Source organism: Pseudomonas sp. GM102, assembly GCF_000282555.1.
Lineage (GTDB): Bacteria > Pseudomonadota > Gammaproteobacteria > Pseudomonadales > Pseudomonadaceae > Aquipseudomonas.
Map to the genome: position 1 here is coordinate 1 of NZ_AKJB01000010.1, position 22,993 is coordinate 22,993.

At 59.4% G+C, this 22,993-nt stretch carries 20 protein-coding genes and 1 pseudogene; 8 read left to right on the forward strand and 13 right to left on the reverse strand.

The genetic code is table 11. The annotated features are described in order from the left end of the window. The 4 genes and pseudogenes from PMI18_RS26930 to PMI18_RS26915 all read right to left on the reverse strand — a co-directional run. A pseudogene (locus PMI18_RS26930) lies at nucleotides 1-237 on the reverse strand (hypothetical protein); the annotation flags it as partial. A 347-nt stretch (nucleotides 238-584) separates the two neighbouring features. Continuing rightward, nucleotides 585-2,933, reverse strand: coding sequence for an FdhF/YdeP family oxidoreductase (locus PMI18_RS26925; protein WP_007895209.1), 2,349 nt, complete (start codon nucleotides 2,931-2,933; stop codon nucleotides 585-587). Continuing rightward, complete coding sequence (gene fdhD / locus PMI18_RS26920) at nucleotides 2,930-3,769, reverse strand: formate dehydrogenase accessory sulfurtransferase FdhD (RefSeq protein ID WP_007895222.1); 840 nt, start codon at nucleotides 3,767-3,769, stop codon at nucleotides 2,930-2,932. The genes PMI18_RS26925 and fdhD overlap by 4 nt, the downstream gene beginning before the upstream one ends. 92 nt (nucleotides 3,770-3,861) lie before the next feature. Then, on the reverse strand, nucleotides 3,862-4,749 hold the full coding sequence (locus PMI18_RS26915; RefSeq protein WP_007895225.1) for a LysR family transcriptional regulator: 888 nt from the start codon (nucleotides 4,747-4,749) through the stop codon (nucleotides 3,862-3,864). Between the two features lie 137 nt (nucleotides 4,750-4,886). Here PMI18_RS26915 and lysM point away from each other — a divergent pair, with 137 nt between their 5' ends. Then, nucleotides 4,887-5,327: a peptidoglycan-binding protein LysM gene (gene lysM / locus PMI18_RS26910; protein WP_007895228.1), complete on the forward strand. Its 441-nt coding sequence runs from the start codon at nucleotides 4,887-4,889 to the stop codon at nucleotides 5,325-5,327. Between the two features lie 155 nt (nucleotides 5,328-5,482). On the opposite strand, the gene yrfG is transcribed toward lysM, so the two are convergent. Next, a complete protein-coding gene (yrfG, locus tag PMI18_RS26905) occupies nucleotides 5,483-6,145 on the reverse strand; it encodes a GMP/IMP nucleotidase (protein ID WP_007895230.1) in 663 nt (220 codons plus the stop codon). An 88-nt stretch (nucleotides 6,146-6,233) separates the two neighbouring features. Here yrfG and nudE point away from each other — a divergent pair, with 88 nt between their 5' ends. Together nudE and cysQ are read left to right on the forward strand one after the other, a co-directional pair. Beyond that, nucleotides 6,234-6,800 (forward strand): ADP compounds hydrolase NudE, encoded by a 567-nt coding sequence (nudE, locus tag PMI18_RS26900; protein ID WP_007895233.1) that lies wholly within the window; start codon nucleotides 6,234-6,236, stop codon nucleotides 6,798-6,800. Further along, nucleotides 6,797-7,630 carry a 3'(2'),5'-bisphosphate nucleotidase CysQ gene (gene cysQ / locus PMI18_RS26895; RefSeq protein WP_007895235.1) on the forward strand — a complete coding sequence of 278 codons (834 nt, stop codon included), beginning with the start codon at nucleotides 6,797-6,799 and terminating at the stop codon, nucleotides 7,628-7,630. The genes nudE and cysQ overlap by 4 nt, the downstream gene beginning before the upstream one ends. 166 nt (nucleotides 7,631-7,796) lie before the next feature. Here the strand turns inward: cysQ and PMI18_RS26890 are convergent, their stop codons facing one another. The 7 genes from PMI18_RS26890 to PMI18_RS26865 all read right to left on the reverse strand — a co-directional run bounded on the left by PMI18_RS26890 (nucleotide 7,797) and on the right by PMI18_RS26865 (nucleotide 13,976). Then, on the reverse strand, nucleotides 7,797-8,255 hold the full coding sequence (locus PMI18_RS26890; protein WP_007895239.1) for a YiiD C-terminal domain-containing protein: 459 nt from the start codon (nucleotides 8,253-8,255) through the stop codon (nucleotides 7,797-7,799). 40 nt (nucleotides 8,256-8,295) lie between these two features. Further along, entirely contained in the window at nucleotides 8,296-9,684 is a 1,389-nt protein-coding gene (locus PMI18_RS26885; protein ID WP_007895244.1) for a sigma-54-dependent transcriptional regulator, read from the reverse strand. Further along, nucleotides 9,681-11,489 carry a sensor histidine kinase gene (locus PMI18_RS26880; RefSeq protein ID WP_033035708.1) on the reverse strand — a complete coding sequence of 603 codons (1,809 nt, stop codon included), beginning with the start codon at nucleotides 11,487-11,489 and terminating at the stop codon, nucleotides 9,681-9,683. Before PMI18_RS26880 ends, PMI18_RS26885 begins: the two co-directional genes overlap by 4 nt. 106 nt (nucleotides 11,490-11,595) lie before the next feature. After that, nucleotides 11,596-12,141, reverse strand: a complete 546-nt coding sequence (rfbC, locus tag PMI18_RS26875; RefSeq protein ID WP_007895246.1) for a dTDP-4-dehydrorhamnose 3,5-epimerase — start codon at nucleotides 12,139-12,141, stop codon at nucleotides 11,596-11,598. A 160-nt stretch (nucleotides 12,142-12,301) separates the two neighbouring features. Next, nucleotides 12,302-12,421 carry a hypothetical protein gene (locus PMI18_RS31820; RefSeq protein ID WP_238542574.1) on the reverse strand — a complete coding sequence of 40 codons (120 nt, stop codon included), beginning with the start codon at nucleotides 12,419-12,421 and terminating at the stop codon, nucleotides 12,302-12,304. A 129-nt stretch (nucleotides 12,422-12,550) separates the two neighbouring features. Continuing rightward, a complete protein-coding gene (locus PMI18_RS26870) occupies nucleotides 12,551-12,805 on the reverse strand; it encodes a colicin E3-like toxin immunity protein (RefSeq protein WP_007895247.1) in 255 nt (84 codons plus the stop codon). A gap of 7 nt (nucleotides 12,806-12,812) precedes the next feature. Then, entirely contained in the window at nucleotides 12,813-13,976 is a 1,164-nt protein-coding gene (locus PMI18_RS26865) for an S-type pyocin domain-containing protein (RefSeq protein WP_007895248.1), read from the reverse strand. Nucleotides 13,977-14,191: 215 nt separating this feature from the next. Here PMI18_RS26865 and PMI18_RS26860 point away from each other — a divergent pair, with 215 nt between their 5' ends. From PMI18_RS26860 to PMI18_RS26845, 4 genes are all read left to right on the forward strand, one after another. Continuing rightward, entirely contained in the window at nucleotides 14,192-17,104 is a 2,913-nt protein-coding gene (locus PMI18_RS26860; protein ID WP_007895249.1) for an aminotransferase, read from the forward strand. A 328-nt stretch (nucleotides 17,105-17,432) separates the two neighbouring features. Then, nucleotides 17,433-18,311: an N-carbamoylputrescine amidase gene (gene aguB / locus PMI18_RS26855; RefSeq protein WP_007895250.1), complete on the forward strand. Its 879-nt coding sequence runs from the start codon at nucleotides 17,433-17,435 to the stop codon at nucleotides 18,309-18,311. A gap of 3 nt (nucleotides 18,312-18,314) precedes the next feature. Beyond that, the gene (gene aguA, locus PMI18_RS26850; RefSeq protein WP_007895251.1) at nucleotides 18,315-19,421 is read left to right on the forward strand and encodes an agmatine deiminase; all 1,107 of its coding nucleotides are present in this window, start codon (nucleotides 18,315-18,317) and stop codon (nucleotides 19,419-19,421) included. A 245-nt stretch (nucleotides 19,422-19,666) separates the two neighbouring features. Next, a complete protein-coding gene (locus PMI18_RS26845; RefSeq protein WP_007895252.1) occupies nucleotides 19,667-19,879 on the forward strand; it encodes a hypothetical protein in 213 nt (70 codons plus the stop codon). A 187-nt stretch (nucleotides 19,880-20,066) separates the two neighbouring features. On the opposite strand, the gene PMI18_RS26840 is transcribed toward PMI18_RS26845, so the two are convergent. Continuing rightward, nucleotides 20,067-22,160, reverse strand: a complete 2,094-nt coding sequence (locus PMI18_RS26840) for a TonB-dependent receptor (RefSeq protein WP_007895253.1) — start codon at nucleotides 22,158-22,160, stop codon at nucleotides 20,067-20,069. Nucleotides 22,161-22,414: 254 nt separating this feature from the next. On the opposite strand from PMI18_RS26840, the gene PMI18_RS26835 reads away from it, so the two are divergent. Next, the coding region (locus PMI18_RS26835; protein ID WP_007895254.1) for a DsbA family protein at nucleotides 22,415-22,993 on the forward strand (579 nt) is incomplete at its 3' end.

Consider the following 22,993-nt stretch of genomic DNA (forward strand, 5'->3'; position numbering starts at 1 on the left):
CCCCCCGCCAATGGCGGCTTCGCCACGGCTGCGTTTGTCTGCGCCGACTGCGCTACCACCCGCGCCGCCCAGGGCCGCGCCAATGGTTGAACCTGTACTGCCGCCTAGCGATTGGCCGACGACCGAGCCAAGAACCCCGCCCAATGCGCCGCCCACACCTGCTTCGGTGGTGCCGCCAGCAGAAGCGAAGCCACTGACCAGGCCAAGGGACAACAAGAGAATCGAGGAGAACTTCATAGAGGAACCTCAAGGGGATGACGGCGCGATCCTGAGGCTGTGTCATGGTTGTGACAATCGAAATCCGACGAGTAACACGACTTGAGCACAATTCTATAAGTTACTGTTTTTTGGGTGGAACTTAACTGTTTTTCGCCGGTCTTTAACTACTTCGCAAAGGCCGTTTTTATATAAAAACGGCCTTTTTTTGTGGGCGATTGGAAAGTGCTTGTCTGTGCGTTTTCAGGTCTGACGCCTTCGCGGGCAAGCCTCGCTCCTACAGAATTTTGTCGTTCACGGAGTAAGCGGACGACTCTAAAACTGTAGGAGCGAGGCTTGCCCGCGAAGAGGCCATACCTGCCACCGTGTTAAGCCGACTTGGCCATGATCAACCCAGTCTCACTCGCCGCTTCCAACCGAATCGCCACAAACTTCGACGTCGGCGTATGGCTGCCATCCCCGGTGCTTTCCAGCGGCACCAGCGGATTCACTTCCGGATAGTATGCGGCCGCTTGCCCGGCAGGAATATCAAACGCCAGCAGCGTGAAGCCCTTCACCCGACGCTCACGGCCATCATCCCAGATCGACACGATGTCAGCCTTCTGTCCTGGCTTGAACCCCAGGCGAATGATGTCGGCTTCATTGACGAACATCACATCCCGCTGACCTTTCACCCCGCGATAACGGTCATCAAGACCATAAATCGTGGTGTTGTACTGATCGTGGGAGCGCATCGACTGCATGATCAGGTCCGGCAGTACGCCGGTGGCGCGGGTGCGTTCGTGCACCAGGTCTATGGGCAGAATGTTCGCACGGAAATTGGCCCGCCCCGACGGGGTATTCCAGCGACGTGCGCCGGCGCTGTTGCCCAGGTAGAAACCACCCGGGTTCTGGATTTTCTCGTTGAAGTCTCGGAAGCCCGGGATGGTGTCGGCGATCAGGTCGCGGATGCGGCTGTAATCGGCCACCAGCCAGTTCCAGTCCACCGGTTTGCTGCCCAGGGTCGCGGCGGCGATACCGGCGATGATTGCAGGCTCCGAGCGCATCTGGTTCGACAGCGGCTGCAGCTGACCGTTGGAGGCATGGACCATGCTGAACGAATCTTCCACGGTTACCGCTTGAGCGCCTTCGGTCTGGATATCGATGTCGGTACGGCCCAGGCACGGCAGGATCAGCGCGTCTTTACCATGGGCCAAATGGCTGCGGTTGAGCTTGGTGCTGATCTGCACGGTCAGGTCGCAGTTGTTCAAGGCCTGGAAGGTCCGTGGGCTGTCCGGGGTGGCTTGGGCGAAGTTGCCGCCCAAGCCGATGAAGACTTTTGATCGGCCGTCGGCCATGGCGTGAATCGCCTCGACCACGTTGTGGCCGTTTTCACGCGGCACTTTGAATTGGAAGCGACGCTCCAGAGCATCGAGGAACGCCACCGGTGGACGTTCGTTGATGCCCATCGTTCGGTCGCCCTGCACATTGCTGTGACCACGCACCGGGCACAGACCGGCACCCGGCCGCCCGATGTTGCCACGCAGTAGCATCAGGTTGGCGATTTCCTGGATGGTCGCCACCGAATGACGATGCTGGGTAATGCCCATGGCCCAGCACATAATCACGTTCTTGCCTTTGGCGTACATGCGCGCCGCTTGCTCGATCTCCACCAGGGTTAGGCCGGACTGCTCGACGATCTGCTCCCATGGGGTGTCGTCGATGACGCCCATGTATTCCAGCACGTTGACCGCATGTTCATTGAGGAAGTCGTGATCGAACACCGCTGGGGCGCCGGTCTTCTGCGCATCGCGTTCCCATTGCAGCAGGAACTTCGCCATGCCGCGCAGCACCGCCATGTCGCCGCCCAGTGCCGGGCGGAAGTAGGCGGTGTTGGTCGGCTTGTCGCCGTTGGTGAGCATTTCCAACGGGTGCTGTGGGTGCTGGAAGCGTTCCAGTCCGCGTTCTTTCAGCGGGTTGACGCACACTACCTGAGCGCCGCGTTTCACTGCTTCGCGCAGAGGTTCTAGCATCCTCGGGTGGTTGGTGCCGGGGTTCTGGCCCCAGACAAAAATCGCATCGGCGTGTTCGAAGTCATCGAAGGTCACAGTGCCTTTGCCTACGCCGACACTTTGCGCCAGCGCCACTCCGCTGGCTTCGTGGCACATGTTCGAGCAGTCGGGAAAGTTGTTGGTGCCGTAGGCGCGCACGAACAGCTGATAGAGGTACGCCGCTTCGTTGCTGGCGCGGCCCGAGGTGTAGAACTCTGCTTGGTCGGGGCTCGACAGGCCCTGCAAATGTTTGCCGATCAGCGCAAAGGCGTCATCCCAGCTGATGGGTTTGTAGCGGTCGGTCTCGGCGTCGTAGCTCATCGGCTCGGTCAGGCGGCCCTGATATTCAAGCCAGTAGTCGCTCTGCTCCAGCAGCGAGCTGACGCTGTGTTTGGCAAAGAATGCAGCGTCGACACGGCGTTTGGTCGCTTCCCAATTCACCGCTTTGGCGCCGTTCTCGCAAAACATCACCATGCCCTTTTCCGGAGAATCGCCCCAAGCGCAACCGGGGCAGTCGAAGCCGCCGTTCTGGTTGGTCTTGAGCATTATGCGGAGGTTTTTCAGCGCGTTATCGCTGGTCAACCAGGCTTGGGCGACGCTGATCAGCGCGCCCCAGCCACCGGCTGGGCCTTTGTAGGGCTTGTAGCGGGGGACGGGTTTCTGGTCGGCTTGACGGTGTTGACTCACGCTTGATTCTCCAACGCTGGGCTGTAGACCCGTGGTGCATTTTTCTGTGGCAGGTGGATGAGGTTGAGGTTGTGTCGACGGGCCCATTGCACGGCAAGGCTCGTGGGCGACGACAGGCTGACCAGGGTCTGGATGCCAGCGCGTAAAACTTTCTGGATCAATTCAAGGCTGCAACGACTGGTGACAATCGCCAGGCCGCCAGTGGTCGGGATTTTCTGGCGGATCAACCCGCCGATCAGCTTGTCGAGGGCGTTGTGTCGACCGATATCTTCACGGCCCAGCAGCAATTCGCCATTGCCGTTCATGAACACCGCTGCATGCACCGCGCCGCAATGTTGGCCCAGCGGCTGGAATTCGCCGATGCGCTGGCGCAGGCCGTCCAGCCATTCGGCTGGGGGCAGCGGGGCGCCGGGCAATACTTTGAGGTCGGGCAGCGCTTGCTCCACCGCTTCCACGCCACAGAGCCCGCAACCGCTGGTGCCAGCCAGTTGCCGACGCTGCTGCTTGAGGTTCCAGAAGGCGCGATTGGCGATGGTCACTTGCGCGTATTGCGCCGAACCTGTGCCGCTGAGCTGCAGGTCGTAGATATCTGAAGCGTCTTCGATGATGCCGCTGCCGAGGCTGAAACCGACGATGAAGTCTTCAAGATCCGTTGGCGTCACCAACATGACCGCCTGGCTGATGCCGTTATAGGCAATTGCCAACGCGACTTCCTCGGCCAGCGCGGTGCTGGCCGATTCGGTGTATTCAAGGTTGCAGTAGCTGTACGTCTGGCTTGCGGCGGTCGCGGGCGTTTCAACGGCAGGCGCCGCGCGGGCAGGGCGCTTGGCGTTCATGGGCTCACCAACGGTTTGGTCAGCTTTAAGACTAGGCGCGTCAACTTGTCGCGTCTAATTGCTATTACTGATCTGCCGATAGATGGGGTCGATCAAGAATCTGTCGGTGATTGTTGATAGATCGCGAAGCAGGCTTCTGCGAGCGCCGAACGTGGAGCACTGCGACGCATGATCAGCCCCAGCCGGGCGAGGGTCTGGGCGCTTTCGATGGGTTGGAGGCGCAAGTGATCGGTAAGATTTTCGAGACCACCATCCAGCGGCATCACGGCGCAACACAGACCGCCGTGTACTGCTTGTAACAATTGGTGGACTGAATCGGTTTGCAGCAACGGTTGGGGGGCCAAGCCACGACTGTGGAAGTTATGGTCGATGGACTGGCGAAAATGCATGCCGCTGGTGAGCATGCCCAGCGGCAGTTCAATCAACGATTTCCAGCTTAAGGGCGCGTCGCCGAAACTGAAGAAACGCTGATCGTAAAGCAATCCCATGCGGGTTTCGCTGAAGGCCAGGGAGTCGAAACGCTCACCGTCCAGACGCTCCAGGTACGACACGCCGAGGTCGAGACGGTTGTTCGCCAGCTGTTCGAGTATCTGCTCGGAACTCAGGGCTGAGAGTTCGAAGCGCAAGTTCGGGTGCTCGGCGTGCAGGCGATGCATCAGCGGTACCGGGTCGAAACTCGACAGCGGCACCACGCCCAGGCGCAACGTACCCACGAGGTTGCCGCGACAGGCTGCTGCTTCGGCCTGCAAACCGTCGTAGGCCGCCAGCACCGTACGTGCCCACGCCAGCACACGCTCGCCCGGCGCGGTGAAACCTTCAAAGCGCTGGCCACGGTTGACCAGCGGCAGTTCGAGTTCTTCTTCGAGGCTGCGCAGGCGCATGGACAGGGTCGGTTGGGTGATGTGACAACGCGCGGCGGCCTGACCGAAGTGCCGGGTTTCGTCGAGAGCGATGAGGAATTTGAGCTGCTTGATGTCCATCTTCGCTCCAGGGCGCGGGCAAGGTTCGCGATTCTACCGCCTGCGCGGGGTTGGGTCATTGGTCGGCTAGGAACCGGGCTTCGCAAGGCTGGTCTAGTCTTTGGCGTCTGGAACCTAAACCCCAAGGAGAATGCACCATGAGTATTTTTAGCTTTGTGAAAGAAGCAGGCGAAAAACTTATTGATCTGCTGACGCCTGGCAATGCGAATGCCAGCGAGCAGTTAAAGGAACACATCAGCAAGGTCGGCCTGGGTAATCCGAATGTTCAGGCGACAATCGAGGGCGACAAAGTCATCGTCACCGGTGAAGTGGGGAGTCAGGAAGAGAAGGAAAAGATTCTGTTGGCCGTGGGCAATATTGCCGGTGTCGGTAGCGTGGATGACCAGATCACGGTGACCGGGCCGGTGGCGAAGGCCGCTCGCTTCGTTACAGTGAAAAAGGGCGACACCCTCAGCGCGATTTCCAAGGCCGAATACGGCGATGCGAACAAGTACAACAAAATCTTCGAGGCCAACAAACCAATGCTGTCGCACCCGGACAAGATCTATCCGGGGCAGGTGTTGCGGATTCCTGAGTAACACAAAACCTGTGGCGAGGGAGCTTGCTCCCGCTCGGCTGCGCAGCAGTCGCAATCTGGCCAATGCAGTCTTCTGAAGAAACACATCAGCCAGATTGGGAGCGCTTCGCACTCCAGCGGGAGCAAGCTCCCTCGCCACAATGATCGCGTCAGACACTAGAGCCCGGCAATCAACTCCCGATAATCCCCCACCGCCGCAAACTCGGCCGTGTCCTTCGGCCCTTTGCGGCTGTCTGGCTCGCTCACGGCCAGCAGATGCGCCACGCCAAAATTGCGCGCACTGCGCAGAATCGGCAACGTATCGTCAATAAACAGACTGCGCGCCGGGTCGAAGCCGATGTCGGCCTGCAAGGCATCCCAGAACTGCGGGTTTTCCTTGGGGAAACCGTAATCGTGAGAGCTGATCAGGCGCTCGAAATACGGTGCCAGTTCAATTCGCTCCAGCTTCAATGACAGCGAGTCGCGGTGGGCGTTGGTGATCAGTACCACGCGTTTGCCGGCCTGTTTGATCGCGGCCAGGAAAGTGTCTGCATCCGGACGCAGGGCGATCAGGTGCGCGGTTTCCAGTTTCAGTTCGCGCACCGACAGCTTCAGCTCGGCGCTCCAGAAATCCAGGCAGTACCACTGCAACTGACCGGCATTGCGTTCGAACAGCGGCTGCAACTCCAGCTCCGCCATGGCCCGGCTCACCCCGTGCAGCTCGGCATAACGCTGGGGCAGGTGCTCCATCCAGAAATGGTTGTCGTAGTGCAGGTCCAGCAGCGTGCCGTCCATATCCAGCAAAACGGTATCGATGTCATGCCAGGGCAGCAGGGACATAAAACTTCTCCAGCGGTAAAAAAGATATCCGAGATAAACAATCAGGATAGGCCGGGTATAGTAACCCGCTTACGCCAAGGAGCCTCTCATGCGCCAGAAACCCACCGTACTCGCTCGCGAGATCGTCGCCACCAGCCGTTTGTTCTGCGTCGAAGAGCTGAAGTTGCGCTTTTCCAATGGCGTGGAGCGTACTTACGAGCGTCTGGTCGGCAAAGGCACTGGTCATGGCGCGGTGATGATCGTGGCGATGCTCGACGCAGACCACGCGGTGTTGGTGGAGGAATACTGTGGCGGCACCGATGCCTATGAGTTGTCCCTGCCCAAAGGTTTGATCGAGCCGGGCGAAGACGTGTTGGCGGCGGCCGAGCGGGAGCTCATGGAAGAGGCCGGGTATGGCGCGCGGCAGCTGGAACATCTGACCGAGTTGTCGTTGTCACCCGGCTACATGAGCCAGAAGATCCAGGTGGTGCTGGCCACTGACCTGTACGAAGAACGTCTGGAGGGTGACGAGCCTGAGCCGATGGGGGTGGAAAAGATCAACCTGCGCGAATTGTCGTCTTTGGCGCAGAATCCGCGATTCACTGAGGGCCGTGCCTTGGCGGCGCTGTATCTGGCCCGTGACTTACTGACTCAGCGTGGGGTGTTTTTGCCGTGAACTTGAATTTTCCCCATCCGTTGATGGCGCCAGTCGTTGAACTGGCTTTGAAGGCTGGCGAGGCGATCCTGCCGTTCTGGCGCGTCAACGTTGCTGTCACTGCAAAGTCCGATGATTCCCCGGTTACAGCCGCCGACATGGCCGCTCACCATGTGATTCTGGCCGGGCTGACAGCGCTGGACCCGAGCATTCCGGTGCTGTCCGAAGAAGACGCCAATATCCCCCAGAGCGTGCGCGCCGGGTGGCAGCGCTGGTGGCTGGTTGATCCGTTGGACGGGACCAAGGAGTTCATCTCCGGTAGCGAAGAGTTCACTGTCAACATTGCGCTGATCGAGCAGGGGCGTGTGGTGTTTGGTGTGGTGTCGATGCCGACCAACGGGCGCTTTTATGTTGGCGGTGCAGGGTTGGGTGCCTGGCGTGGTGATAAAGACGCCGAGCCGTTGCCGATTCAGGTTCGCGAGGTTCCGGCTGCGGGTGAGCTTTTCACGGTAGTCGCCAGTCGTCGGCATTCGAGCCCTGAGCAGGAACGGTTACTCGCGGGATTGAGCGATAGTCTGGGTGAGTTGCAACTGGCGAACATCGGCAGCTCGCTGAAATTTTGCCTGCTGGCGGAAGGCGCGGCGGATTGTTATCCGCGGTTGGCGCCAACTTCGCAGTGGGACACGGCGGCTGCGCAAGGTGTGCTGGAAGGCGCAGGTGGAGAGGTGCTGGATTTGAGCGGTGAGCCGTTCTGCTATCCGGCGCGGGAGTCGTTGTTGAATGAGTTTTTCCTGGCGCTGCCGGCTAAAGCGGCTTGGCGGGAGAAACTGCTGAAACTCGCACGTTCCTGAGTTTCGCATAATTTTGTGGCGAGGGAGCTTGCTCCCGCTGGGTCGCGAAGCGGCCCCAAATCCAGCCAGCGCGCAATATCAGTTAACCCCCGTCGTCTGAATGGCGACTGCTGCGCAGCCGAGCGGGAGCAAGCTCCCTCGCCACAGGTTCTGTTTTGGCTGGTTCCTAGCGGTGCAGCACGTACTGCCCCACGAACTTCACTGCATCCTCTTCACTCCCGGTATTCACTATCCGTGAATGCAGCGTCAACCGTGCCCGCCCATACCGCTGATACATTGCCAGAAACTTCTTCCAGACTGCCGCACTCGGTGCCTGGCAAATCGCCGTCGCGTCCATGGTGACCGGCAGTGGATAGCTGATCTGCCCTTCCTGAATCACGATGTGCCCGTCTTCGATGATGCCTTCTTCACGCAAACGCAAATGCAGCCAGCCCCAGCCGGCCAGCACCGCGCCGCAATACAGGCTGCCACCGAACATGGTGCTCTTGTGATTGACGTTGGCCGCAAGCGGCAGGTGCAGGCGCAGTTGTTGATCGTGCCAGTCGAGCACTTTGAGGCCCATGTCCCGCGTGAGGGGGATGTCAGAATGGAGGATCGATTCCAGATGACGACTGTCGCGGTTCATTCACGGGCCTTTTGTTTGAAGGGGATGATTTTACGGTAGCTCAATCAAGGTCGTCAGTGTGGCTGCCGGCGCCGGAGAAGTTCAGACCATGCTTGCGCAATTTGTCATGCAAGGTTTTGCGCGGAATCCCGAGCGCTTCGGCAAGACTGCGCACGGAGCTGTGCGAGCGCGCCAGTTCGGCGGCAATCAAGCTCTTCTCGAAGTTCTCCACTTGCTCGCTCAGGCCGCCGCTGACCACCTCAATTGTGCTGCCGACGCCGCCATCCGGCGCACTGTTGTCCAGCGCCAGTTCCAGACCCAGGGCAAAGCGTTCGGCGGCGTTCTGCAGTTCTCGCACGTTGCCTGGCCAGGTGTGACGTAGCAGCAGCGCCCGGTGTCCCGGTTGCAATTCGTGGGGTGGCAAACCGTGGCGGGCGCTGGCTTCATCAGCAAAATGCTGGAACAGCATCAGCGCATCTTCACCCCGCTCGCGCAGCGGCGGAATGCGCAGCGGCGCGACGTTCAGGCGGTAATACAAGTCGGCACGGAAGCGGCCCTTATCGGCGGATTGACGCAGGTCTTCCTTGGTCGCAGCGATGATGCGGATGTCCAGCGGGATCAGCTGGTTGCCGCCCAAGCGCTCGACGACCCGCTCTTGCAGCAAGCGCAGCAGTTTCACCTGCACATCCAGGCTCATGCTTTCGATTTCATCGAGGAACAACGTGCCGCCATTGGCAAATTCGAACTTGCCGATGCGACGCTTCTGCGCGCCGGTGAAGGCTCCGGGCTCGTGGCCAAACAGCTCGCTTTCAACCACCGACTCGGCCAAGGCCCCGGCGTTGATCGCCACGAACGGGCCGTTACGCCGACTCGACAGGTCGTGCAGCGCGCGGGCCACCACTTCCTTGCCCGCACCGGTTTCGCCGAGGATCAGCACGTCGGCCTTGGTCGCCGCCAAGGCACCGATCTGTTCACGCAGGCGCAGCATCGGCGCCGATTGCCCGACCAGTCGAGCGCTCAGTTCGTTGCGATCGCTCAGGGCCAGGCGCAGGCTGCGGTTGTCCAGCACCAGCCGACGCAGGTCCAGGGCACGACGTACGCTGTCGAGCAGGGAGTCGCTGGCGAATGGTTTTTCCAGAAAGTCATAGGCCCCGGCGCGCATGGCTTGTACCGCCAGCGGCACATCGCCGTGGCCGGTGATCAGCAGCACCGGCAGCTCCGGGTCCTGGGCGTGGAGTTCGGTCAGCAGTTCGATACCGTCCATGCCCGGCATACGGATGTCGCTGACCACCACGCCCGGCCAGTCACGCTCCAGTTGCCCGGCCAGGCCTTTGGCCTCAGCGAGCGGCAGAATCTTCAGGCCGGCCAGATCCAGGGTCTGGCTCAGGGCTTGGCGCAGGTGGGGATCGTCGTCGATCAACACGACCTGGATGCGGTTGTCGATGGTCATGCACTTCGGTCCTCGGACGGTTGCAGGCTCACGCCCGGTGCGCCTGCGCGCAGCTTCAGGGTAATCAGGGCGCCGCCTTCCTTGTGGTTGGAGAACGACAGTTCACCACCAAAGGCGCGCATCAGGGTGTCGCAAATCGCCAGCCCCAAGCCAAGCCCCTGAGTGCGGGTCTTGGTGGTGTAGAAGGGCTCGCCGGCACGACCCAGCGCTTCCAGGCAGAACCCGGGGCCGTTGTCGCGAATGTACAGATTGACGCCGTCGGCGGTGGACTCGGCACTCAACCAGAGTTTACGCGGCGGGCCTTTTTCCGTCAGGGCGTCGAGGGCATTGGCCAGCAGATTGCCGAGTACCTGGCGCAGGCGCGTTTCCCCGGCCTCGACCCATAGGGTGGCAGCCGGCAGGTCACGGATCAGCTCGACTTCCATGCTGCGCCGACGCTTGGCCAATAATGCCAGCGCGTCGTCCAGTGCCGGTTGCAGGGCCACGCTTTCCGGGGCGTGACGATCACGCCGGGCGAAGGCGCGCAGGTGAGCGATGATCGAGGCCATGCGCCCGGTCAATTCGCTGATCAGCTTGAGGTTGCCGCGAGCATCCTCGGTGCGCTGATGATCGAGCAGCACTTCGGCGTTTTCCGCGTAGCTGCGGATCGCCGCCAGCGGTTGGTTGAGCTCATGGCTGATGCTCGCCGACATTGTCCCCAACGCCGAGAGCTTGCCGGCCTGCACCAGGTCATCCTGCGCGCGCACCAGTTCCTGCTGAGCGTGTTCGCGCTCCAGCACCTCCTGCTTGAGCCGACGGTTGAGGCCTTCGAGGTCGCTGGTCCGTTCGGCGACCCGGCCCTCCAGTTCGTGGCGGGCCTTGCCTTCGAAGGCGATCCGCTCCAGGTAATGGCGTCGGCGCTGCATCATCAAGCCCAGCAGCAGCATCAATACCAGCAGCGTTGCGCCGCCGATGGCCACGACGGTGCGTACCGGACGATCGATCAGGGTGCGCGGCGCAAGGATACTGACGCTCCAACCGGTTTCTTCGATCTGTTGCGTTTGAGTCAGCCAGGCGTTGGCGTCCAGATTCAACGGCTTGGGATCGCGGGTCGGGTAGGGTTGAATCGCGGTGATGGCCTCGCGCTCTGCCTCGCTCAATGGGCGTGTCGAGCGGAAACGCCACTCGGGCCGCGACGTGAGGATGACCACGCCATTGTGGTCGGTGACCAACAGTTGTTCCGGGGTTTTGCCCCAGAGGCTTTCTGTGTGGTCGAGGTCGACCTTGACCACCAGCACGCCGATGATTTTTTCGCGATCACGTATCGCCGCCGCGAAGAAGTAACCGCGCTTGGCCGAGGTGGTGCCCAGGCCGAAGAAGCGTCCCAGACGCCCAGCCATGGCTTCACTGAAATAAGGACGAAAAGCGAAATTGCGGCCAACGAAACTGTCGTGTTTGTCCCAATTGGAGGCCGCCAGCGTCTTGCCGGTGGTGTCCATCAGGTACATGACTTCGGCGCCGGTCTGGGCACTGATGTTTTTCAGCAGGCGATTGGCATTGCCCTGAATCACGCCCTCGTCGGGTGCAGCCAATGTCGCACGCAGAGCAGGCAGCTCGCCGAGAATCTGCGGCAACACTTCATACCGATGCAGAGTGCCCAGCAGGTTGGCGACGTAGAGGTCGAGGGTCTGACGGTTCTGTCCGGCCAGTTCGCTGCGGTAGTAACGCTCGGCCAAATGCTCCAGCGGCCAAAGCAAGGGTGCCAGGCACAACGCGAGTAGCGCCAGGCTGCGCCAGCGGGGTCTGCGGGGGAGAGTGGGTGTCATGAGCATCAAGCGCCTATGGGTATGGACGCATTATGCCTAGGCTTGCGGGCGCAGTCTGCGCACCAGGGATCAAGTGCGCGCTGGCGGTGAAAATTCACACAGGAATTCAGGAAAAGACTTCAGCGTCCTTGAAGAACGCGGCGGACTGATCCTTGGCGGACAGTTTCGGTGCTTCGTCCAGCTGCCAGTCGATGCCCAGGTCCGGATCGTCCCAGCGAATGCTGCGCTCGGCCGACGGAGTGTAGTAGTCGGTGGTTTTGTAGAGGAACTCGGCGAAATCGCTCAGTACCACGAAACCATGGGCAAAACCTTCAGGTACCCAGAGTTGGCGATGGTTGTCGGCGGACAGGCGTACCGCCACCCATTTGCCGAAATGCGGCGAGCTGCGGCGAATATCCACCGCCACGTCCAACACCTCACCGGCGGTGACGCGGACCAGTTTGCCCTGAGTGTTCTCCAACTGGTAATGCAAACCGCGCAGTACACCTTTTTGCGAGCGGGAATGGTTGTCCTGAACGAATTGGGTGTTCAGGCCGGTTGCCTCTTCGAAAGCCTTGGCGTTGAAGCTCTCGTAGAAGAAGCCGCGCTCGTCACCAAAAACCTTGGGTTCGATGATCAGAACACCGGGCAGGTCGGTGGTGACTACATTCATGGTGTTTCTCCGGCAATAGGCGTGATGGTCGACATTCTTACGCAAAGTGGCGGCGGGTGCGAGTGGGGGAGTACCTGGAAGGGCAAATTCATCGAGGGGACACCGGCTAGCTGAACAGTTGCGGATTCTCTTCCCAGAATATTTTGAAGGTTTTGTATTTTCAGCACCCCTCCTCGGAACCATCGTCGGTTTTGTCCACTTCTCCGAAGTACCAGTGTTCGGACTCAAACTTTTGGCCGTCTTCATCCTCATGAACGAAGTGAAACCCTGCCTCATTCATCCCTTTCGGCAGTACAAGGCCCCACTCGGTGGCAAGGCTTCTGTCGGTGATTCGGATTTGGCGGAAATGACTGTAGTTGAACGGCAGGGTATGAACACGTAGCGACTCATGTCGGTTGACTGGTCTTCTTTACCATTGCTCACGATAAGAAAACCCAATCTGATAATTGAACGTGCTCAAATCTATTTGGTGTCCGAAATAAGGTTGGAGCGTAGGGAGCCAAGCTTGAGTAACGTCAAACAACCCATTGTTAACGGTTTCCTCTATAGGCAAGCCGAGCGCCTTCATCACCGAGCCGTCCTCCCCCAAGTCGCGGGAATACTCCTTACCTTTTTCGATGTCGGTAGCCTCATCGAACCAATGAAGTCTAATTCGTAGTCCCATTGTTGCCTCACAAATATTTTTTGATATTTCGACGCTTGTCCGCTGGCTTCAACTGATTACCGGTCAGGTGGCAGAACGCCCCTAAATGACTTCCGTCGCTGACTAGATATTTTTCAAGTTCGCCGTGACAGTAGTCCCACTCGTAAAACTTACGACCCTTGCTATCGATCCATCTGTCTCGTACTCCACCGCCTCCTTGTCGCGGTGTTTTTCCACGGACCTGACGCAACCCCGCAATACCTTTGATCTCTTCTGTTTGTGGCGCGTCGATGTAATCGTGATCAGGATTGAGGAGTCTCTTCCTGGTATTTATCACCACATACAGCGGCCGCACCCCTGAATCCAGGGGAAAAACCAGAATGAAATCCTGATACTCCGGCGGATAAATCGGGTTAACCAGAATATCGCGACTTGCCTGTGTAGGAGGGTAAACCCAGATCGTTGGCGCTTGAGGTGCAGCCTCCAGTGCGGGGATGCCGAGAGTTTGGCCAGGGTCTACGGCCGGGGTCCAAATCAACTCCAGGCCTTCACCGAATTCGGCTACCTGCTGGCTGCCTCGGTCTTGAAACTGGATGACCGGAACCCTCTGCCAATCGGCGTTTTTTCCAGTGTAAAAGGCGTAACCCTTAAGAGAGCCGTCGGCCTGCTGTTCGACGTTCAGCCGCACACGTGAGTTGGCTTGTTTGAGGCTGCGCAGTTGTTCATCGGTGTACAGCGCGCTATCCGCCAGCTCACCAGGCCAGAGCAGCGCGACTAAACCGGTCAGAAAACCAGAGGCGATAGTCCCGCCGGCAACTGCGGCACTGCTTACGGCCGGGCCAGCCAAGGCAAGACCACTCAATCCGATCGGCAAGGCATTGCCGCTGATTTTCTTCAGAGGAATGGCGCCAGAGCTATCGGCGTGACGCCCGCCTAGAAGCGCAAAGTTTCCATAATCCTTCAACGCGTCCAGCGGAACAAAGCCCGATGGGTTCGTGTAGTTGATGATCCCGTCCGGCAATTTGCAGGATTTGGCGAACACGCAACCCATGGGTGTTACTGGCTCAGGAGTCGTGGACCGAGGTTCGGGAAAATCGGCAATGGGTTGGTATTCGTTTACGGATGGCGGCGGACGCAAGATACGGCGACGCAACTGCTCCTTGTAAGTCAGCGGGTATGAGCGTTCTGGCATGTATGGCGGATTTCCCTATTGAGGGGAATCAGCTTATGGGCTTGGTTGACCCCCGGACATTCCTGCCGGTCGATGCACTGCGTAGGAAAGTTCATCTGAATAGTCGCTGACCGGAAACCATCCCCAATGCCGACCCTTAGACGGGTATAAGAGGGTTGCGTATCGCCCCAAGCAATGGCGATATAAGCGCCTAATAAAATTTCAGGGGTCGTTGTATGCCGCTCGCCACGTTGATTCACCGCGCCAGTCTGCCCAGCCCGCAAGTGTCTGCGACGCAAGCGCTTGAGCTGTTGAAAGAGCATTACGGGTTGAGCGGGCGGTTGCAGGCTCTTGGGAGCCAGCAGGATCTCAATTTCCGCGTCGACAGCGAGCAGGGGCGTTTTGTCCTGAAAATCTGCCGTGGTGACTATTCGGCGCTGGAGCTGCAAGCCCAACACGCAGCGCTCAAGCATCTGGCTGAACATTCCGGCGTGCCGGTGCCGGGAGTGATTTCTGCCAAAAATGGCGCAGACTTGCTCTCACTTGAGGTTGGGGGCCAAGCAGTGCACGTGCGCCTGCTTGATTACATCGACGGCCAATCCCTGACGCACCTCGATCACCTAAGCCGTTCAGTGGTCGCCGGTTTTGGTCGGCTCTGCGGCGAAATGGACCTGGCGCTGGCCGGTTTCAATCACCCGGGCCTTGAGCGCACCCTGCAATGGGACGCTCGCCACGCCAACGCGTTAATCGCTCATTTGCTGCCGGTGATCCAGGATGACCCGCAGCGAAAGCTGATCGCCGAAGCCGCTGAACAGGCCGAGCGCCATTTGCAGCCCTTGGTGGACAAGCTGCCGGTGCAGGCGATTCACATGGACATCACCGACGACAATGTAGTCTGGCAGCGAGATTCACAGCGCCAATGGCAGTTGCAGGGCGTGATCGATTTCGGCGATCTGGTCCGTACCTGGCGGATCACCGATCTGTCGGTGACCTGCGCCGCGCTGCTGCACCATGCCGATGGCGATCCGTTCTACATTTTGCCGGCGGTTCGGGCCTATCACGCGGTCAATCCGTTGCAGCATGAAGAGTTGCTGGCGCTCTGGCCGCTGATCGTTGTGCGTTCGGCGGTGCTGGTGCTGAGTGGCGAGCAGCAGGTCAGCATTGATCCGGGCAATGAGTACAGTCGCGACAACCTGACCCATGAGTGGGAAATTTTCCGTGTTGCCACGTCCGTGCCGTTGGCGTTGATGGAGGCGGCGATTCTTACAGCAGTCGGTCAAAGCCTGCCGAGCATCGGCAGTGAAGACTTCGCGCCATTGTTGCCGAGTCTGGTGGGGCGTGAGTTTGCGTTGATCGATCTGGGCGTGCTCAGTCCGCATTTCGAGGCGGGTAACTGGGAGCAGCAAGGGATCGATCTGCGTCTGCTGACTGAGGCCGCCGCGGCTCACGGTCTGGCGGCCAGTCGATATGGCCAGTATCGTTTGTCCCGCACGCGGCCGGACTGTGCCAGCGAACCGGATACTTTCCCGTTACACGTTGCGTTGCGAGTGCCCGATGGCACGACGGTCGAAGCGCCGTTCGCCGGGGTTATCCATATCGAAGGGGAGAACTTGCTGCAACTGGACGGCCCGGAGCTCAGCGTCCGATTGTGGGGTGTGACCCCCTCGGTGCGCAGTAGCGCGGCGCTGGTCAAAGGCCAGGTGCTGGGTTCGGTCAGCGGGCCGTTGATCGTGCAGTTGTGCCGAAGTGCTCAGCTCGACGCGCCGTTGTTTTGTACGCCATCGCGCGCCGCAGCCTGGCAGGCGTTATGTCCTTCACCTGCCGTGTTGCTGGGCCTGGCCTGTGATGCGCAAGAAGAGCTCGACCCGCAGACATTGCTCGCCCGCCGTGATGCGAGTTTCGCTCGCTCCCAGAAGCACTATTACGTCGACCCGCCGCGCATCGAGCGAGGCTGGCGCAATCACCTGATCGACATGCAGGGCCGTTCTTACCTCGACATGCTCAACAACGTCGCGGTCCTGGGTCATGGCCATCCGCGCATGGCTGCTGTCGCCAGCCGGCAGTGGTCGTTGCTCAACACCAACTCGCGTTTTCACTACGCGGCGATTGCCGAATTTTCCGAGCGTTTGTTGAAGCTGGCACCGGACAACATGGATCGCGTATTCCTGGTCAACAGCGGCACCGAGGCCAATGATCTGGCGATCCGTCTGGCTTGGGCTTATAGCGGCGGTCGCGACATGCTTAGCGTGCTGGAGGCGTATCACGGTTGGTCAGTCGCGGCGGACGCGGTCTCGACTTCGATTGCCGACAACCCCAAGGCCTTGAGCAGCCGTCCGGACTGGGTGCATCCAGTGACCGCGCCGAACACCTATCGCGGTGAATTTCGTGGCGTCGACAGCGCACCGGACTACGTGCGTAGCGTCGAGCACAACCTGGCGAAAATCGCCGAGCAGAAACGCCAGTTAGCCGGTTTTATCTGTGAGCCGGTGTACGGCAATGCCGGCGGTATCTCGTTGCCGCCGGGTTATTTGAAGCAGGTCTATGCGCTGGTCCGCGCTCAGGGCGGGGTGTGCATCGCCGATGAAGTGCAAGTCGGTTACGGCCGCATGGGCAAATTCTTCTGGGGTTTCGAAGAGCAGGGCGTAGTGCCGGACATCATCACCATGGCCAAAGGCATGGGTAACGGCCAGCCGTTGGGCGCTGTCATTACCCGACGGGAAATTGCCGAAGCGCTGGAGGCCGAGGGCTACTTCTTTTCGTCGGCCGGTGGCAGCCCGGTGAGCTGCCAGATCGGCATGGCGGTGCTGGATGTGATGGAAGAAGAGAAACTCTGGGAGAACGCCCAGGTCGTGGGTGGGTATTTCAAAGAACGTCTTGAAGCGTTGATTGACCAGCATCCGTTGGTGGGAGCGGTGCATGGTTCCGGCTTCTATCTGGGTGTGGAGTTGATCCGCAATCGAGAAACCCTCGAGCCCGCAACCGAAGAAACCACGGCATTGTGCGATCGCCTTCGTGAGTTGGGGATCTTCATGCAGCCGACGGGTGATTACCTGAACATCCTCAAGATCAAGCCGCCGATGGTTACGTCGCGTCAGAGCGTAGATTTCTTTGTCGACATGCTGTCGAAGGTGTTGGACGAAGGGTTGTAAGACTTGAGATCGCTTTCGCGGGCAAGCCTCGCTCCTACGGGTCCGTGTCGTGCGCATATTCTGCGAACGACATAAATCCGTAGGAGCGAGCGGTGCGGCGATCCGACTTGCCCGCGAAGGCGTCATAAAGGCATGCATAAATCTCGATTGTTATCGGGTTTAAGTGAGAAATTTTCGACAGAAAGAATATTTATTGCTTTAAAAGCCGATTTTTATCGGCTATAAAGTCGCCACTGCCACGGTGTGGATGAACCACGCCCGGTGCTGCCTCTTTCTGTCATCGGTCGATGCCACCCTCGACCCTCAGCACTTGCCCAGGAGATGATTCATGAGTCGTATCGTTACCGTCGCCGCTACCCAGATGGCCTGTTCCTGGGACCTTGAAGCCAACATCGAGACCGCTGAAAAGCGGGTCCGTGAGGCTGCGGCGAAAGGCGCGCAAATCATCCTGATCCAGGAGCTGTTCGAGGCGCCGTACTTCTGCCAGAAACCGAACCCTGACTACCTGCAGCTGGCCACGACGGTCGAAGACAACGTCGCCATCAAGCATTTCCAGAAGGTCGCCAAAGAATTGCAGGTTGTTCTGCCAATCAGCTTCTACGAGCTGGCCGGCCGCGCACGTTTCAACAGCATCGCGATCATCGATGCCGACGGCAGCAACCTCGGGATTTATCGTAAAAGCCATATCCCGGATGGCCCTGGCTACCACGAAAAGTACTACTTCAACCCGGGCGATACCGGTTTCAAAGTCTGGAATACCCGTTACGCGAAAATCGGCGTGGGCATCTGCTGGGATCAGTGGTTCCCTGAGTGCGCCCGCAGCATGGCGCTGCAAGGCGCGGAAATCCTGTTCTACCCGACCGCCATCGGCAGCGAGCCACACGACAAGACCATTTCGTCCCGCGATCATTGGCAGCGCGTGCAACAAGGCCATGCCGGCGCCAACCTGATGCCGCTGATTGCCAGCAACCGCATCGGCAACGAAGAGCAGGACGGCTACGACATTACCTTCTACGGCTCGTCGTTCATCGCCAACCAGTTTGGCGAGAAAGTCCAAGAGCTGAATGAAACAGAAGAAGGCATTCTGGTTCACAGTTTCGACCTCGATGAGCTGGAGCACATCCGTAGCGCATGGGGCTCATTCCGTGACCGTCGCCCGAACCTGTACGGCGCGATCAAAACCCTCGACGGTTCCCTGGAGTCCTGAACCATGACCACTTTGAACAGCACCCCTCGCACCGACGGCTTTTACATGCCCGCCGAATGGGCACCACAGACCCAGACCTGGATGGTCTGGCCCGAGCGCCCGGACAACTGGCGCCTGGGCGGCAAACCGGCGCAAGCCGCGCATGTGGCGGTGGCCAAGGCCATTGCGCGTTTCGAACCGGTGACCGTGGCAGTTTCCGCCGGCCAGTACGAAAATGCTCGCGCCCGTCTCGACGTGCCGAATATTCGTGTGGTGGAGATGTCCAGCGATGACGCCTGGGTTCGGGATACTGGCCCGACGTTCGTCATCAACAATCGCGGCGAAGTCCGTGGTGTGGATTGGGACTTCAATGCTTGGGGCGGTTTTGACGGTGGTCTGTATTCGCCGTGGAACCGTGACTCGCAGGTGGCGGGCAAGATCCTCGAAATCGAGCGCAGCCCGCGCTATCGCACCGAAGGTTTTGTGCTCGAAGGCGGCTCGATCCATGTTGATGGCGAAGGCACCCTGATCACTACCGAAGAATGCTTGCTCAACCGCAATCGCAACCCGCACATGGACCGTGCGCAAATCGAAGCGGTGCTCAGCGCCAATCTGGCTGTGGATAAGATTATTTGGCTGCCGGACGGTTTGTTCAACGACGAAACCGACGGCCATGTGGATAACTTCTGCTGCTACGTGCGTCCGGGCGAAGTACTGCTGGCCTGGACTGATGACCCGCAGGACCCGAACTACCCGCGCTGTCAGGCGGCAATGAACGTGCTGCAAAACAGCACCGATGCCAAAGGGCGCCCATTCACGGTGCACAAGATGCCGATTCCTGGGCCGCTGTACGCGACCGAAGACGAGTGTGCAGGCGTGGATCCGGTAGATGGTACTCAGGAACGCAATCCGACCGTTCGCCTGGCCGGCTCTTATGTGAACTTCCTGATCGTCAATGGCGGCATCATCGCGCCGAGCTTCGACGATCCGTTGGACGGTCCGGCCAAAGAGATTTTGCAGGCTTTGTTCCCGCAGCACGAAGTGGTCATGGTGCCGGGTCGCGAACTGTTACTGGGGGGCGGTAACATCCACTGCCTTACCCAACAACAGCCCGCGCCGCACAAGGAGTGAGTGAGGTTGTAACAGCCTGAGTTGATTGAAGAATCGATTGAGCAACGATTTAGCCTTGTTATTTCACACAAAGCCCGCAGCCCGTCAGGACCGCGGGCTTTTTTGTATCCACTTGTCGACACTTCGAAAACATTGGCACAGCTCTTGTATCTTCGTTGGCGCAACATGGGGAGGGAGAGAACTTCGATGTTCTGTCATAAACCTTGGATAAGTTAGCCGCTCACAAACCAGGAGAGAGCGCTGAGATGAACGCCGAAATGAACGTCGTGAGCGAGCACGCAATGCATCCCCTGGCAGTTAACAGCGAATCGCTCCAGGTCTTGGCGCAGTGGTTGAAGTCCAATGGAACGCGTCAGATCAGGGAACCTGATCCGCGCCGGATGATGATCGAGCGCTACCCCGCTGGTTTATTCAGCGAGGCGGAACTGGAAGCACTGTGGGATGTGATGGAAGGATAAGAAGAAAAACAACGGATTGATAAAAGCGCTGCCGGGAAGGCGGCGCTTTTTTATGGGCGAAGGTTTTTATGATTGATCGTTCCCACGCTCTGCGTGGGAATGCCTCACCGGACGCTCCGCGTCCATAGGGACGCAGAGCGTCCCTGGCTGCATTCCCACGCAGAGCGTGGGAACGAGCATCTTTCTCTTAAAAACTGTAAGTACCGGTCACGACCAGGCTTCGTGGTGCGCCCGGCTGGATCTGCGCCGCGCTGGTGGCTGACGAGTAATACTCGCGATCGGTGATGTTGTTCAGTGCCGCCCGCAAATCCCAATCCTTGTGCCGGAACCCGGCCAACGCATCCCAACGGCCATAACCTGGCAACACGGTGGTGTTGAGGTTGTCGGCGTAGCGCTGACCCACCAGGGTCAAACCGGTTTCGGCGTACCAGCCCATTTCCGGTTTCCAGGTCAGGAACAGGCTGCCGTTGTGCTTGGCCACGTTGCTGATGCGTTTGCCTTCGAAGCCGTTGTTGTCCTTCTCGACTTTTGCGTCCTGCACGCCGACACCACCGCGCACGTACCAGTTGCCAGCGATCTTGCCGGTGCCGGTCAGCTCGATCCCGCGGGAGCGTTGCAGGCCGGTGAGCAAGGTCATGGTCGGATTGTTCGGGTCGCTGGTGCGACGGTTGGAGAGTTCCAGCTCGTAGATCGCCAGCGTAGTGCTCAGGCGATCGTCGAGCCAGTCGCTCTTCACGCCGATTTCCTTCTGCTTGGTCAGCTCGGGACTCAGGTCGTTGCTGTTGCCGGCCGCGCCTGGCGTGATGCCGATCAAGCCGCCACCGACCGGGGAAAAGGTCTTGGTCCAGGAGGCGTAGAAGGAGTGATTGTGCAGCGGCGTCCAGACCACGCCTACGCGCGGGCTGGTGCTGTGGCTGTCGCGATCTTCGGAAATGTCCCGCAGCTTGTTGGTCGATTCGATATCAAAGGTGTCGTAACGCAAACCGGCGAGCAGTTGCCATTGATCGTTCAGGCGCAGCTGATCCTGAACGTACACCGCACGGCTTTCGACTTCGGTGTGGGTGCTGCTAGACACCTGCATGCGCCCGGTATGGCGCAAGTCGCGATTGGGGTTGTACAGATCCAGCGCCGGTACCGGCGAACTACCACGCCCGGAGGTTGCTGCGTTATATAAAGTAGGATCGCGACGCTGGCTGCCGATCTCGATACCGGTCAGCAGGCGATGCTCCAGGCCGAACATGTCGAACCCGCCTTCCAGTTCGACGTTGTTATAGACGTTGCGGGTGGTCAGGTCCTGCTGCCAGTGCTGGCGCGTGACCTTGTTGGTCGCCGGTGTGTAGCCGGTCAGGTAGGTGTTGTCGAAATCGCTGTCGAGCTTGAATACACCCAGGGTATGGCGCAGCTGCCAGTTGTCGCTGAGTTCATAGCTGAGTTTCGAGCGCAGGGATTGCGACTTGTCGTCGATGAAATCGTGCTCGCTGCCGTAGGTCGTATCCCTTCCTACGTCTGCCGGGCGCCCGTTGACACCGGGGATGCCGCGATCCGGCGTACGGTTGTAACGGCTGTATTCGTACTGCACCAACCAGTTCAGGTCGGGCGTCAGTTGCCAGCTCATCGACGGCGCGAACAGTTGGCGATTGCCGCTGACGCCATCGCGAAAACTGTTCTGGTCCATGTTACCCATGTTCAGACGCAGGCTGATGTTCTCGCTTGGATCGGTGCTGAGGTCGGCATACAGGCTGCGCAGATCATCGCTGCCGCCTTGGGCCTCAATGGTCGAGCGGCGGCCGAACTCCGGCAGTTTGCTGACCCGGTTGACGATCCCGCCCTGGCTGCCACGGCCATACAACACCGCCGCCGGGCCTTTGAGGACTTCGATGCGTTCGATGTTGTGCAAGTCGCGCACGTACTGGCTGTCATCACGGATGCCATCGAGGTAGAAGTCGTTGCTGGCGTCGAAACCACGGATGCGCAGGCTGTCGAAGCGGGTGTCGGCACCGCTGCTGACGTTGGGCATGCCGCTCAGTGCCGTGCCCAGATCGTTGGTGCCGTAATCCACGACGTTCGCGGTTTTCACCAAATCGATGGCCTGCGGCACGTAACGCACCGGTGTAGCCGTGCGGGTCGCAGTGCTGGTTTCCTTTACGCGTGGATCGTCAACTTGCGCTTCGGCGCTGATCGAGGTTTCGGGTAAAACGGTCGTGGCGGCGCAGGTAAAACCGGCAGACAGGAAAGCAGAAAGCCCAAGGGTGATGGGCGTAAGGCGGGAGGGGGCAGGCATCTGAAGCGCATCCGGAAGGGTAGAAAAATTCGAGGGCGCGAATGGTAATGCTTGCTATTTACTTTCGTTAACTATTCTCGAACGGCTGCCTTGTTTGATTGTTTCAAGTTATGTCGTGATTGGTACAAAGGTGCAACGGGGTCATTCGACCGATTCATGAAACAGACTGAAAGCCATTCCAGCGTTTTTCCGAAACTGTCTGGGGATTAATCTGCCGGCATTGAGTTTTCCTACTTTGTTGCCGGAGTCTTCCCATGATCCTTCACTACATTTACGACCCGTTGTGCGGTTGGTGCTACGGCGCCAAACCATTGGTGCAAGCCGCCCAAGCGGTGTTGCCTGTCATCGCCCACGGTGGCGGCATGATGACCGGCGCCAATCGCCAGACCGTCTCGCCACAACTGCGTAACTACGTGATGCCTCACGACCGACGCATCGCCGAGTACACCGGCCAGCCGTTTGGAGAGGCGTATTTTGAGGGTTTGCTGCGCGATGAGACGGCGGTGTTCGATTCCGCGCCGCCGATTGCCGCTGTGCTGGCAGCCGAGCAGATCGCTGGGCGCGGGCTAGTCTTGCTGGGGCGTTTGCAGACGGCTCATTACATGGAGGGTCGACGCATCGCTGACGAAGCCGTTCTGCTGGAACTCGCCACACAGACAGGCCTTGAGCCTGAGGCGTTCCTACAGGCATTTAGTGAAGCCGACACCGAGCGCCATATCAAGGACAGTCGCGCACTCCTGGCTAATGTTGGCGGTCAGGGTTTTCCGACTTTCGCACTGGAACAGGATGGCCAATTCACCTTGGTCGATATCGGCCCCTGGCTCGGCAAGCCG